This is a genomic window from Pseudomonas sp. CP-1 (genome assembly GCF_021213715.1).
GTDB lineage: Bacteria > Pseudomonadota > Gammaproteobacteria > Pseudomonadales > Pseudomonadaceae > Pseudomonas > Pseudomonas aeruginosa.
Window position 1 is genome coordinate 70,829 of record NZ_JAJQKY010000026.1, and the last position, 12,815, is coordinate 83,643.

Below are 12,815 nucleotides of genomic sequence, written 5' to 3' on the forward strand. Positions count from 1 at the left end.
CTGGTAGATGCCGAGTTCGGGGTTGTCAGTAGAGCTCGGCATAGTGGCGGCACAGGTCGTCGTCGGAAAGGCCCGCCGTCAGCGCCAGTTCGTGGCGCTTCATGGCGAGGTAGGTGTCCAGCAGCGGCTTTGGCAGCTCGGCACAGAGCGCCTCGTCGCGTTGCAGGCAGTCGAGCGCATCGCCGAGGGTCGCCGGCAGGGCCTGGATGCCGCGGGCCTGGCGCTCTTCGTCGCTGAGGCCGTGCGGATCGACATCGGCCAGGGCGCGCAGCGGCAGGCGTCGTTCGATGCCCAGGCGGCCGGCGATCAGCACCGCGGCCATCGCCAGGTGCGGACAGGCGGTGGCGTCCATCGGCCGGAATTCCAGGTTGTACTGCTTGCCCAGCGGCTTGCCGCCGACGCTCACCACCGGGCAGATGCGCAGCGCCGCTTCGCGGTTGCGCAGTCCCAGGCAGGCGTAGGCGGCGCTCCAGTGGTGGGGTTTCAGGCGCAGGTAGGAGGCGGCGGTAGGCGCGGTCAGCGCGCACAGCGCTGGCAGGTGCGCGAGCACGCCGGCGGCCCAGTGCTCGCCGAGTTCGGAGAGATCGTTGGGTCGACCGGGCTCGTACAGCAGCGGGCTGCCGTCGGCATGTTGCAGGCTCAGGTGCAGGTGCACCCCGTTGGTCACCGCGCCGGGTGCCGGCAGCGGTGCGAAGCAGGTACGCAGGCCCATCTGCCGCGCCACTTCGCGAGTGACCTCGCGGACGTTCACCGCGCGGTCGGCGGCGGCCACGCCCTGCGCCGGGCGGCAGGTGACCTCGTACTGGCGCTGGCCGTATTCGGGGAGGAACATCTCCGGCTCGGTGCCAGCCTGGGCCAGGGCGCTGACCAGCCAGCCGGGGAACTGCCCGGCGGCACGCTGGGCCTGCAGCGAAAACGCCGCGGCCGGACGCTCACCGGGCAGGCCGAGCAGGCTGAATTCGTGTTCGAACGCCGCGATGACCTGCAGGCCGCTGTCGCGATAGCGTTCCACCTCGGCCCGCAGCAGGCTGCGCGGGCAGGCCGGCCACGGCGTGCCGTCGGTTTCCACCAGGTTGCCGTGCAGGTAGTCGAGCGCCGGCGCAGCGGCGTCGGGACCCTGCTCGACGCGCACCCGGCTGTTCGGGTCGGGCAGCAGGCGCAGGTCGCCGTGGCTGCCCCAGGGGCTGCTCTCGTCGATCAGGTCCTGCGGGGTCAGCGAGCTGTTCGCCGGTACCCAGCCGCAACCGCTGGCCAATTGCTCCTCCAGGGTCGCCAGGGGCAGCGAACGCCCGCGGGTGATGCCGGCCAGGTCGGTGGTGACGAAGCTGACCAGGCGTACCGGCTGCAGGCGGTTCACAGGTTGCTCCGGCCGAGGGCGGCGATGCGTTGCAGGACGGTCTCGGTGTCGCTGATCCAGCAGTAGCCCTTGATCGCTTCCAGGCAGGCCTGGTGGCGTTCCGGGGTATGGGTGGCGCAGGCATCCTCGACCAGGGTGACCAGGTAACCGCGGTCGGCGGCATCGCGCACGGCCATGTCCACGCACTGGTCGGTAACCACCCCGCAGACGATCAGGTGGCGGGTGCCGAGGTTGCGCAGTACGTAGTCGATGGCGGTGGAGTTGAAAACGCCGGAAGAAGTCTTCGGCAGCACGATCTCGTTGGCGGTCGGCTCCAGGGCGTCGATCACCCTGGCGTCCGGGCTGCCCTTGGGCAGGTGCATCTCCGACAGCTTGTGATCCAGCGAGCGGTCGCGACCATCGGCGGTGAGGCTCTCGATGACGGTGTGCAGGACGTTCTCGTCCACTGCGCGCATGGCCCTGAGCAGGCGCTGCTGGTTGGGGATCACCTGGTTCTGCACGCGCTCGTAGAAGTAACCGGCTGCCTGCGGATCGACGTGCGGGTCGCGCCCCGGCTCGACCCAGGCACGCTGCATGTCGACGAACAGGATGGCGGTCTGCCGGCGGCCGAATGGCAGGTCGCGCGGCGAGTGGTGGGGCAGGCTGAACATCGGGTCATTCCTCCAGAATATGACTGCTGAACGCGTTGCGGAGCTGGTCGATGCCCTCCAGGCGTTCGTCGAGCGGCGCGCCCATGCGCGCCACCAGGGTCGCTACCAGTGCCTCGACCTGGGCCATGGCCGGCACCAGCGAGTCGAAGGGCGAGGCGGATTCCACTGGCGAACTGACGATCAGGTCGGCGTGTTCGCGCAGCGGCGAGGCGTAGATGTCGGTGAACAGCACCAGCCGTGTGCCGCGTGCCTTGGCGGCCTGGGCCACGTGCTGGGCCTGGCTCTGGTAGCGGCGATAGTCGAACAGGACCAGCAGGTCCTGGCGGCCGAGGTCGTAGAGCTGGTCGGGGAGCAGGGCGCCGTCGTCGAGCAATCGGCACTGCGGGCGCAGCAGGCGCAGATGGGTGACCAGGTAGCCGGCGAGGAAACGGCTGAAGCGTCCGCCGTGGCAGTGCACGCGCAGGCGGCTGTCGAGCAGCCAGTCGGCGAGGCGCTGGATGTCATCGGGGCGGGTCAGGCCGAGGGTCTGTTGCAGGCTCTGGCCAGCCTGGTCGAGGTAGCGCGCCCAGGTGTCGTCGCGGCCCATCCGCTCGCGGCGTTCGGCGAGCAGGGTGCGCGGCGAGCGCAGGCGGTCGTCGACGTCGGCCAGCAGCGCTTCCTGGAAGTCGCCGTAGCCGGCGAAGCCGAGCTTTTTCACCAGGCGCATGATCGTCGGGTCGCTGACTCCGGCGTGCCGGGCCAGGCGCGTCATCGGGCCGAGGCCGAGGCGCGGGTAGTCATCGAGCAGGGCACGCACCACCTTGCGCTCCGCGGGAGTCAGTTCGGCGGGCGGGGAGGCCAGGCGTTGTTTTAGTTCTTGCATGGGGCATCCTCGAAGGTGGGTCGATTGTGTAGTGAATTTTTCAAATTGTTCAATATGTGACGGAATGTTTTTTTCACTACATTCCCCGAAAACGACCGAATGACCGCTGTCGTGGCACGGCAGGCAGACGTGCGGCCGGGCCGGAAACGAAAAAGCCCGGTCGAAGACCGGGCTTTTTCCAGGGGCGGTTACGCAGCGTGGCTCAGAACGCCGGCACCACCGCGCCTTTGTATTTCTCCTGGATGAACTGCTTGACCTCGGCGCTGTGCAGGGCCTTGGCCAGCTTCTGCATGGCGTCGCTGTCCTTGTTGTCCGGCCGCGCGACGAGGATGTTCACGTAGGGCGAGTCGCTGCCTTCGATGGCCAGCGCATCCTTGGTCGGGTTCAGCTTGGCTTCCAGGGCGTAGTTGGTATTGATCAGCGCCATGTCGACCTGGGTCAGCACGCGCGGCAGGGTCGCGGCTTCCAGTTCGCGGATCTTGATGTTCTTCGGATTGTCGATGATGTCCTTCGGCGTGGCGGTGATGCTCTTGTTGTCCTTGAGCTTGATCACCCCAGCCTTGTCCAGCAGGAGCAGGGCGCGGCCGCCGTTGGTGGCGTCGTTGGGGATCACCACGGTAGCGCCGGAAGGCAGTTCGTCGAGCTTCTTGTACTTGCTCGAGTAGGCGCCCAGCGGCTCGATGTGTACGCCGGTCACGGCGACCAGGTCGGTGCCCTTGGCCTTGTTGAACTCATCGAGGTACGGCTGGTGCTGGAAGAAGTTGGCGTCCAGGCGCTTCTCCGAGACCTGCACGTTCGGCTGCACGTAGTCGGTGAACTCCTTGACCTTCAGGTCCACGCCTTCCTTGGCCAGCAGCGGCTTGACCACATTGAGGATCTCCGCGTGCGGCACCGGGGTGGCCGCGACGGTGAGGGTCTCGGCGGCCTGGGCGGCGGTGAGGCCGAGCGCCGCGACAGCGGAGAAAGCAGCAAGCAGTTTTTTCATCTTCAACTCCTTTCGAGGTGTTCCTGGCGGCTGTGGATAACCGCGGCGCTCAGGGTTTTGGGCTTGGCCGGCAAGCTTACTTGCGCGAGAAGTGCACCACCAGCTTGTCGCCCACGGTTTGCAGAATCTGGACGAGGATCAGCAGCATCACCACGGTGACCACCATCACGTCGGTCTGGAAGCGCTGATAGCCGAAGCGGATCGCCAGGTCGCCCAGCCCGCCGGCGCCGACCACTCCGGCCATCGCGGTGTACGAGACCAGGGTGATGGCGGTGACGGTGATGGCGGCGATGATGCCCGGCCGGGCTTCCGGCAGCAGGGCGTTCCAGATGATCTGCCGGGTGCTGGCGCCCATCGCCTGGGTTGCCTCGATGATGCCCTTGTCGACCTCGCGCAGCGCGGTTTCCACCAGGCGCGCGAAGAACGGCGTGGCGCCCACCACCAGCGGCGGGATGGCCCCGGCGACGCCCAGCGAGGTACCGGTGATCAGTACGGTCAGCGGGATCATCACGATCAGCAGGATGATGAACGGCAACGAACGGAGGATGTTCACCACTAGCGAGAGCAGGGTGTAGACCGCCTTCTGCTCGAACATCTGCCGTGGCCCGGTAAGGAACAGCAGGACGCCGAGGGGCAGGCCGAGGACCACCGTGAACAGCAGCGAACCGCCGAGCATCCAGAAGGTGTCGACGCTGGCCAGCCAGATTTCGTACCAGTCGATGTTGGCGAAGCTCATGGTTTCGAAGAAGTCCATCAGCGCAGTACCTCCACATGTACGTCAGCGGCGTTCAACTGGCTCATGGCGGCTTCCAGGTCACCGCCGACCAGGGCCAGGGTCAACTGGCCGTAGGGCGTGTCCTTGATGCGGTCGATGCGTCCGGAAAGGATGCTGTAGTCGACCCCGGTCTGCCGAGCCACGGTGCCCAGCAGTGGCGCATAGGTGGCTTCGCCGCGGAAGGTCAGGCGCAGGATGAGACCCGGCACGTGGGCGAAATCGTCGTGACGCTCGTCTTCGTCGACCCGTTCGGCCTCGAACACGAAGCGGCGTGTGGTCGGGTGCTGCGGATGGAGGAAGACATCGGCGACATCGCCCTGCTCGACGATGGCGCCGCCGTCCATGACCGCGACCTGGTCGCAGACACGACGGATCACGTCCATCTCGTGGGTGATGAGGACGATGGTCAGCTTCAGCTCGCGATTGATTTCCGCCAGCAGTTGCAGGACCGAGGCGGTGGTCTGCGGATCGAGGGCGCTGGTGGCCTCGTCGCAGAGCAGGATGCTCGGCCGGCAGGCCAGGGCGCGAGCGATGCCGACGCGCTGTTTCTGTCCGCCGGAGAGCTGGGCCGGATACTTGCGCGCGTGGTCGGACAGGCCGACCCGCGCGAGCAGCTCGGAGACCCGCGCATCGACTTCGGCACGGCTGAAGCCGCCGGCCAGGCGCAGGGGCATGGCGATGTTGTCGGCGACGGTCTTCGAGGACAGCAGGTTGAAGTGCTGGAAGATCATCCCGACGCGCTGGCGGAAACGGCGCAGGCCTTCGGCGTCGAGGGCGGTGACGTCTTCGCCCTCGACCAGGATGCGGCCGCCGCTGGGCTCCTCGAGGCGGTTGATCAGGCGCAGCAGGGTGCTCTTGCCGGCACCGGAATGGCCGATCAGGCCGAAAATCTGCCCGGCCTGGATGTTCAGGCGGGTCGGTTGCAAGGCGGGGATTTCCCGACCGGCAACTCGATAGGTCTTGTGGACGTCGTGGAATTCGATCACTGGGCGAACCTTGTGGGTGCGGCGATGCTGTTACGGCTGGAGCACGGGCTTGGCGGGAAGCATGGGCGGTCAGCTAAACCGAGCATTTTACCTTGCTTTCTTATGCATTATTAATATTTATTGGTGATGAAAAAACATTGAAATGGAATAAGCGTCTGGCTCGCTCCCGACAAGCGCTTTCTGCTGCGGCCGGGGCTGGACCGGCCTCAATTCCGGGGGGTAAGTATCAATCGGGTCGGCTTGTCGGCCTGTACGACATGGCTGAGATGCAGGTCGAAATCGGGTGAGAGCTTCTTCACCCGCGCCAGGAGCTGGTCGGAAACCAGCGGATAGTCGCTGTCCCGGCGCACTTCGATATGCACCCTGCAACGGTAGGCGACGACATCCGCGGCCACCGCGTCGAGCACCGCACCGAGGCCGCCCTGGCCGGTGCCGTCGAGCATCGGCAGGGGCACGGCGCTGCTGGCCGCTTGCGGATCGATCAGGTGGGGAGCGCCGGGCAGCGGCTTCAGTTCGCCGTCGGGCGGCGTCTGGATGATCTGCTGCATCTGCTGCTGGGCCGCCTGCTGCATGCGTCGGGCCTGCTCGGCACGGGCGGGATCGACCTTGGCGCGGTTGATCGCACCGTCCAGCCCGGCGGTCAGCGCCGGCGCCTTGGGCATCAGTCCGCGGGCATGGCCGAGGGCACTGGTGGCGGTGTTGAGGTCTCCTTGGCGCAGCGCGGTTTCCCCGCGCTGCATGTAGGCCTCGGCCAACTGGCGGCGGAATGCTTCGACGCGCTCGTCGCCGGCGGCGGCGCTGCGCAGGGCCAGCCATTGTTGCTCGGCCTGTTCGAGCTTGCCGGCGGCCAGGGTTTCCTGCAGTTCGGCATAGGGATCGGCGGGCTGCGCCTGGGGCGCGACCACCGGCGTCGGTTGCGACGACGCATTGCCCTGGCAGGCGCTGACCAGCAGCGCCGCCGCCAGGATGGACAGCAGGCGAAAGAAGGACGACATCATTCCTGCGGGTTCTCGTTTGGTCAAAAAATCGCCAGATTCTACACCGTGCGGCGGGGCAGGACAAAACTCAGCAGGAACAGGCCGGCGGCGCTGACCACGATCGAGGGGCCGGCGGGGGTATCCTTGAACCAGGACAGGGCCAGGCCGGCGCACACCGCGACCAGTCCCAGCAGGCTGGCGCCGACCGCCATCTGCTCGGGACTGCGGGCATGGCGCTGGGCGGCGGCGGCGGGAATGATCAGCAGCGAGGTGATCAGCAGTACGCCGACGATCTTCATCGCCACGGCGATGACGATGGCGATCAGCAACATCAGCGCCAGGCGGATCGCTCCGACCGGCAGGCCTTCCACCTTCGCCAGTTCCTCGTGCACGGTGATCGCCAGCAGCGGCCGCCAGAGGAAGCAGATCAGTGCCAGGACCAGCGCGCTGCCGGCGATTATCCACAGCAGGTCGCTGGCGCTCACCGCCAGCAGATCGCCGAACAGGTAGGCCATCAGGTCGACCCGCACTTCCTTCATGAAGCTCAGGGTGACCAGGCCCAGCGACAGGGTGCTGTGGGCGAGGATGCCCAGCAGGGTGTCGGCGGCCAGCGGCTGGCGCTGCTGCAGGGTCACCAGCAGCACCGCGAGCAGCACGCAGCCGACGGTCACTGCCAGGGTCGGGCTGACATCGAGGAGGAAACCCAGGGCTACCCCGAGCAGTGCGGCGTGGGACAGGGTATCGCCGAAATAGGCCATCCGCCGCCAGACCACGAAGGAGCCCAGGGGGCCGGCCACCAGGGCCAGGGCGAGGCCGGCGAGGAGGGCGTTGAGCAGGAAGTCAGCCATGGTTGCAGTCGGGGCCGTGCTTGTGGACAGGAGTGAAGCGGGTGCCTGGAGGCAAGGCGCCGGGACCGGCCTTGACCACCTCGCCGTGGAGGTCGTGGGCGTGATCGTGGTGGTGGTGGTAGATCGCCAGGCTGCGAGCGTCCTGGCCGAACAGCTCGACGAAGGCCGGGTCGCCGCTGACCTGCTCGGGGTGCCCTGAGCAGCAGACATGGCGGTTCAGGCAGACCACTTGGTCGGTGGCGCTCATCACCAGGTGCAGGTCGTGGGAGACCATCAGCACACCGCAGCCGTAGCGGTCGCGCAGTTTGCCGATGAGGCGGTAGAGTTCGGCCTGGCCGGCGACGTCGACGCCCTGCACCGGCTCGTCGAGCACCAGTAGCTCGGGCTTGCGCAGCAGAGCGCGGGCCAGCAGCACGCGTTGCAGTTCGCCACCGGAAATGCTTTGCAGCGGGCGCTCCAGCACGTGCGCCGCGCCGACCTCGCGCAACGCCGCCAGCGCCTGCTCGCGCCTGACCCCGGGTACCAGGCGGAGGAAGCGCAGTACGCTGAGCGGCAGGGTGGCGTCGACGTGGAGTTTCTGCGGCATGTAGCCGATGGTCAGCCGCGGCCGTCGCCAGACCTCGCCGACGTGCGGCTTGAGCAGGCCGAGCACGCTGCGTACCAGGGTGGTCTTGCCGGCGCCGTTGGGGCCGATCAGGGTGACGATCTGGCCGGGCTCGATGGCCAGGTCGACATCGCTCAGCACCGCCTGGCCGTTGAAGGACACGCCGACCTGGGTCAGCCGCACCAGCGCGTTGTCCATCAGGCGTCCTTCTGGTCCCGGCAGGTGCCGCAGAGGCCGACCACCTCGACGGTCTGGCTTTCAACGGCGAAGCCGACGCTGTTCGCTCCGGCGACGATGGCCCGGCTGATATCCGGCTGTTCCAGCTCGATCGCGGTGTGGCAGGTGCGGCAGATGAGGAACTGGCCCTGGTGGCTGTGCTCCGGGTTGTTGCAGCCGACGAATGCGTTGAGCGAGGCGATGCGGTGCACCAGGCCGTTCTCCTGGAGGAAGTCCAGCGCGCGGTAGACGGTCGGCGGCGCGGCGCGGCGGCCGTCGGTTTCGCTGAGCACCGCGAGGATATCGTAGGCCCCCAGCGGCTTGTGGCTCTGCCAGACCAGTTCCAGCACGCGCCGCCGCAGTTCGGTCAGGCGCACGCCCTGGCGCGCGCACAGCGCATCGGCCTCGGCCAGCGCGGTGCTGACGCACTGGCTGTGGTCATGGGGCTGGCAGGCCAGCGGGGTCTTGGGCGCAATCTTGTACATGGGCTGCGACGCTCGAGGGTAGAGACGTTATTATATTACCCGCTAACCACCTTTCATGTGAGTGCCGCCGTGACCCTGCGTCCCTTTGCCCTGCTGTCCGCCTGCTTCGCCCTGTTCCTGCTGGCTTCGCCGGCGCGCGCCGAGGTCAGCGTGCTGACCAGCATCAAACCGCTGCAACTGGTCGCCGCGGCCATCCAGGACGGCGTCGGCCAGCCGGACGTACTGCTGCCGCCGGGCGCCTCGCCACACCAGTACGCCCTGCGTCCTTCCGACGTACGGCGGCTGCGCGAGGTGCAATTGTTCTACTGGATCGGCCCGGACCTGGAGAACTTCCTGCCCAAGGTGCTCGCCGGCCGCCAGGGCACCAGCGTCGCGGTGCAGGACCTGCCGGGCATGCACCTGCGCAAGTTCGTCAATTTCGAGGAAGAGGAGCATGCCGGGCACGACGAGCACGACCATGACCATCGTCCCGGCATGCTCGACGCCCACCTCTGGCTGTTGCCGGCCAACGCCCGCACCATCGCCGCGCGGATGGCCGAGGACCTGGCTCAGGTCGACCCGGCCAACGCCGGGCGCTACCGGGCCAACCTGAAGGCCTTCGAGGAGCGCCTCGGCGGGCTCGACGGGAAACTCCGCGAACGCCTGGGCAAGCTTGCCGGCAAGCCTTTCTTCGTCTTCCACGAAGCCTTCGACTATTTCGAGGAAGCCTACGGGTTGCGCCATACCGGCGTGTTCGCGGTATCCGCGGAGGTCCAGCCGGGAGCACGCCATGTCGCCGCCATGCGCGCCCAGCTGAAGGCCGCCGGTCCGGCCTGCATCTTCAGCGAGCCGCCGCTTCGACCGCGGCTGGCCGACACCCTCAGCGAAGGCCTGCCGGTGCGCCTGGCCGAACTGGACGACCTGGGCGTGAACGTGAGCGTGGACGCCAACGGCTATGAGAATCTTCTGAACAACCTGGCAGGCGAATTTGCCGGCTGTCTGGAAAAGCTCTGAAAACCCGTGACTGATGGCCGCGCCCTCTTGCGCGCGGCGTCCCGATGACTAAGGTTGTCTGTTGCTGCCTGACACAAGATATTGATTCCCGTCAGGTACGGATAACTAGATGTTGCGTACGGTGGCCGGCTTCGGACGCCCCAACAACCATCGGGAGGTTAATCAGCGGATGGCCAAGACAGACGCACGCAGTCCCCGCACCGAACGCGGGACCATCGCCCTGCAGGACGCGTCGCAGGATATCTGGGACAAGAAGTACCGGCTCAAGAGCAAGGACGGTACGCCGGTGGATGCCAGCGTCGACGGTACCTGGCAACGCGTCGCCCGCGCCCTTGCCGATGTTGAGGACAAGGCCTCCCGCGAACACTGGTACGGGCGCTTCCTCTGGGCCCTGCGCAACGGCGCCATCCCGGCCGGCCGGATCATCTCCAACGCCGGCGCCCTGGGGCACAAGCCGGCCACCTCGACCATCAACTGCACGGTGTCCGGGACCATCCAGGACTCCATGGACCACATCCTCGAGAAAGTCCACGAGGCCGGCCTGACGCTCAAGGCCGGCTGCGGCATCGGCTATGAGTTCAGCACCCTGCGCCCGCGCGGCGCCTACGTTTCCGGTGCCGGAGCCTACACCAGCGGGCCGCTGTCGTTCATGGACATCTACGACAAGATGTGCTTCACCGTCAGCTCCGCCGGCGGCCGCCGCGGCGCGCAGATGGGCACCTTCGATGTCAGCCACCCGGACGTCCGCGAATTCATCCGCGCCAAGCGCGAGGACGGGCGCTTGCGCCAGTTCAACCTGAGCCTGCTGATCACCGACCAGTTCATGCAGGCGGTGGAACAGGACGCCGACTGGCCGCTGGTATTCCCGGTGCACGTGAAGGAGCGCGACGAGATCGACCTCGACGACCCCAACGCGGTGGTCTGGCGCGAATGGCCGATCCAGGACGACTACGTCCAGCGCGCCGACGGGATGGTCGCCTGCAAGGTCTACGGCCAGGTCCGCGCCCGTCACCTGTGGGACATGATCATGGTCTCCACCTACGACTATGCGGAGCCGGGTTTCATCCTCATCGACCGGGTCAACGAACTGAACAACAACTGGTGGTGCGAGGCGATCCGCGCCACCAACCCCTGCGGCGAGCAACCGCTGCCGCCGTATGGCTCGTGCCTGCTCGGCTCGGTGAATCTCACCTGCTTCGTCGAGCAGCCATTTGGCGACGAGGCGCGCTTCGACTGGGACCGTTTCCGCGAAGTGGTGCGGGTGTTTACCCGGATGCTCGACAACGTGGTGGAAATCAACGGCCTGCCGCTGGAACAGCAACGCCAGGAAATCCTTGGCAAGCGCCGGCATGGCATGGGCTTCCTCGGCCTGGGCTCGACCCTGACCCTGCTCAAGCTGCGCTACGGCAGTCCCGAGGCCTGCGTATTCACCGAGGAAGTGGCGCGGGAAATGGCCCTGGTGGGCTGGGAAGTGGCCCTGGAGCTGGCCAGGGAGAAGGGCCCGGCGCCGATCCTGGCGCAGGACTACGAAGTCACCGCGGAAATGCTTCGCAAGCGTCCGGAAATGGCCGCCGATGGCTATAAGGCCGGCGACCGCATCCGCGGCAGCGTGCTTCACGCCAAGTATTCCCGCTACATGCAACGGGTCGCCGAACATGCTCCGGAACTGATCGAGGCGTTGGCTGAAACCGGCGCGCGCTTCACCCACCACAGCTCCATCGCGCCGACCGGGACCATCAGCCTGAGCCTGGCCAACAATGCCTCCAACGGCATCGAGCCGAGCTTCGCCCACCATTATTCGCGCAACCTGATCCGCGAAGGCCGCAAGACCAAGGAAAAGGTCGAGGTCTACAGCTACGAGCTGCTGGCCTACCGGACCCTGGTCAACGCCCAGGCCCTGCCGGACAGCGACGACCCGGCGCGACGCCTGCCGGACTACTTCATCACCGCCGACAGCGTCACCCCGGCGCAGCACGTGGACATCCAGGCGGCGGCGCAGAAGTGGGTCGATTCGTCGATCTCCAAGACCGCCAACGTGCCCACCGACTACCCGTTCGAGGACTTCAAGGACATCTACCGCTACGCCTGGCACCAGGGACTCAAGGGCTGCACCACCTTCCGCTTCAATCCCGAGGCGTTCCAGGGCGTGCTGGTCAAGGAGTCCGACCTGGAGAAGACCCGCTACCGCTTCGAACTGGAGGACGGCAGCGTGGTGGAGTTCAAGGGCAACGAGCAGGTCGAGTACGACGGTGAGATCCATACCGCCGCCAACCTCTTCGACGCCTTGAAAGAAGGCTATTACGGCAAGTACTGAGGCCGGGGGAATCGATATGTCAGCAGTCAAGATCACGCAGAAGATCAAGGGCTTCAAGGTCGTCAACGAAGCCGAGGAGCAGGCCCTTGCTGCCGCCGCGGAAGCCGCGTCGGTGGTGCAGATGGACGAGACCCTGGAGCGCCCGGATACCCTGATCGGCGCCACCTACAAGATCAAGTCGCCGCTGTTCGAGCACGCGCTCTACGTGACCATCAACGACATGGTCCTCAACGCGGGCACGGCGCACGAGCAGCGGCGTCCCTTCGAGATCTTCATCAACTCGAAGAACATGGATCATTTCCAGTGGATCGTCGCACTTACCCGCATCATGTCCGCGGTTTTCCGCAAGGGCGGCGACTGCACCTTCCTTGTCGAGGAACTCAAGGCGGTATTCGACCCGCGCGGGGGCTACCTGAAGAAAGGCGGCATCTACATGCCTTCCATCGTCGCCGAGATCGGCGGCGTGCTGGAGCGCCACCTGACGGCCATCGGCCTGTTGCGTGGCCCTGAACTGGACGAGGAACAGCGTCTTTTCCTCGCGGAAAAACGCGCCGCCTACGAGGCCGCCCAGGGCACCAGCAAGGTCGAGCCGGGCGAAGGCTTCCCTGCCGGCGCGCAACTGTGCGGCAAGTGCAACAGCATGGCGGTGGTACAGATGGACGGCTGCGCCACCTGCCTCAACTGCGGACACTCGAAATGTGGGTGAGCACTTGAAAAACGCATGCGTTTTTCAATGCGAACGACCGGCCAGGATGGCCGGGCC

Annotated in this window: 13 protein-coding genes; 3 read left to right on the forward strand and 10 right to left on the reverse strand. The window is 66.6% G+C overall.

Translation table 11 applies throughout. The features are described from left to right. Positions 1–25 precede the first annotated feature (25 nt). The 10 genes from LT948_RS30235 to zur form a co-directional block, all read right to left on the reverse strand. Positions 26–1,357, reverse strand: coding sequence for a glutamine synthetase family protein (locus LT948_RS30235; RefSeq protein ID WP_003099720.1), 1,332 nt, complete (start codon positions 1,355–1,357; stop codon positions 26–28). Beyond that, positions 1,354–2,007 (reverse strand): isochorismatase family cysteine hydrolase, encoded by a 654-nt coding sequence (locus tag LT948_RS30240; protein ID WP_003099724.1) that lies wholly within the window; start codon positions 2,005–2,007, stop codon positions 1,354–1,356. Before LT948_RS30240 ends, LT948_RS30235 begins: the two co-directional genes overlap by 4 nt. Before the next feature lie 4 nt (positions 2,008–2,011). Further along, the gene (qapR, locus tag LT948_RS30245; RefSeq protein WP_003099726.1) at positions 2,012–2,869 is read right to left on the reverse strand and encodes a transcriptional repressor QapR; all 858 of its coding nucleotides are present in this window, start codon (positions 2,867–2,869) and stop codon (positions 2,012–2,014) included. A gap of 202 nt (positions 2,870–3,071) precedes the next feature. Further along, the gene (locus LT948_RS30250) at positions 3,072–3,854 is read right to left on the reverse strand and encodes a MetQ/NlpA family ABC transporter substrate-binding protein (protein ID WP_023092804.1); all 783 of its coding nucleotides are present in this window, start codon (positions 3,852–3,854) and stop codon (positions 3,072–3,074) included. Positions 3,855–3,930: 76 nt separating this feature from the next. Beyond that, entirely contained in the window at positions 3,931–4,608 is a 678-nt protein-coding gene (locus LT948_RS30255) for a methionine ABC transporter permease (protein ID WP_003097004.1), read from the reverse strand. After that, complete coding sequence (locus LT948_RS30260) at positions 4,608–5,615, reverse strand: methionine ABC transporter ATP-binding protein (RefSeq protein ID WP_003097002.1); 1,008 nt, start codon at positions 5,613–5,615, stop codon at positions 4,608–4,610. Before LT948_RS30260 ends, LT948_RS30255 begins: the two co-directional genes overlap by 1 nt. A 206-nt stretch (positions 5,616–5,821) precedes the next feature. Then, complete coding sequence (locus LT948_RS30265) at positions 5,822–6,610, reverse strand: PA5502 family lipoprotein (RefSeq protein WP_073657448.1); 789 nt, start codon at positions 6,608–6,610, stop codon at positions 5,822–5,824. A 41-nt stretch (positions 6,611–6,651) separates the two neighbouring features. Then, positions 6,652–7,440: a zinc ABC transporter permease subunit ZnuB gene (znuB, locus tag LT948_RS30270; protein ID WP_003096998.1), complete on the reverse strand. Its 789-nt coding sequence runs from the start codon at positions 7,438–7,440 to the stop codon at positions 6,652–6,654. Continuing rightward, complete coding sequence (gene znuC, locus LT948_RS30275; RefSeq protein WP_003099732.1) at positions 7,433–8,242, reverse strand: zinc ABC transporter ATP-binding protein ZnuC; 810 nt, start codon at positions 8,240–8,242, stop codon at positions 7,433–7,435. Before znuC ends, znuB begins: the two co-directional genes overlap by 8 nt. After that, positions 8,242–8,745, reverse strand: a complete 504-nt coding sequence (gene zur, locus LT948_RS30280) for a zinc uptake transcriptional repressor Zur (protein WP_003096992.1) — start codon at positions 8,743–8,745, stop codon at positions 8,242–8,244. Before zur ends, znuC begins: the two co-directional genes overlap by 1 nt. 69 nt (positions 8,746–8,814) lie before the next feature. Between zur and LT948_RS30285 the strand changes: the two genes are divergently transcribed. The 3 genes from LT948_RS30285 (at position 8,815) to LT948_RS30295 (ending at position 12,758) form a co-directional block, all read left to right on the forward strand. Beyond that, positions 8,815–9,738 carry a zinc ABC transporter substrate-binding protein gene (locus LT948_RS30285; RefSeq protein ID WP_003096990.1) on the forward strand — a complete coding sequence of 308 codons (924 nt, stop codon included), beginning with the start codon at positions 8,815–8,817 and terminating at the stop codon, positions 9,736–9,738. Between the two features lie 109 nt (positions 9,739–9,847). After that, positions 9,848–12,052, forward strand: a complete 2,205-nt coding sequence (locus tag LT948_RS30290) for an adenosylcobalamin-dependent ribonucleoside-diphosphate reductase (RefSeq protein WP_009316031.1) — start codon at positions 9,848–9,850, stop codon at positions 12,050–12,052. Between the two features lie 16 nt (positions 12,053–12,068). Further along, a complete protein-coding gene (locus LT948_RS30295; protein ID WP_003096987.1) occupies positions 12,069–12,758 on the forward strand; it encodes a TSCPD domain-containing protein in 690 nt (229 codons plus the stop codon). The last annotated feature ends 57 nt before the right edge of the window (positions 12,759–12,815 follow it).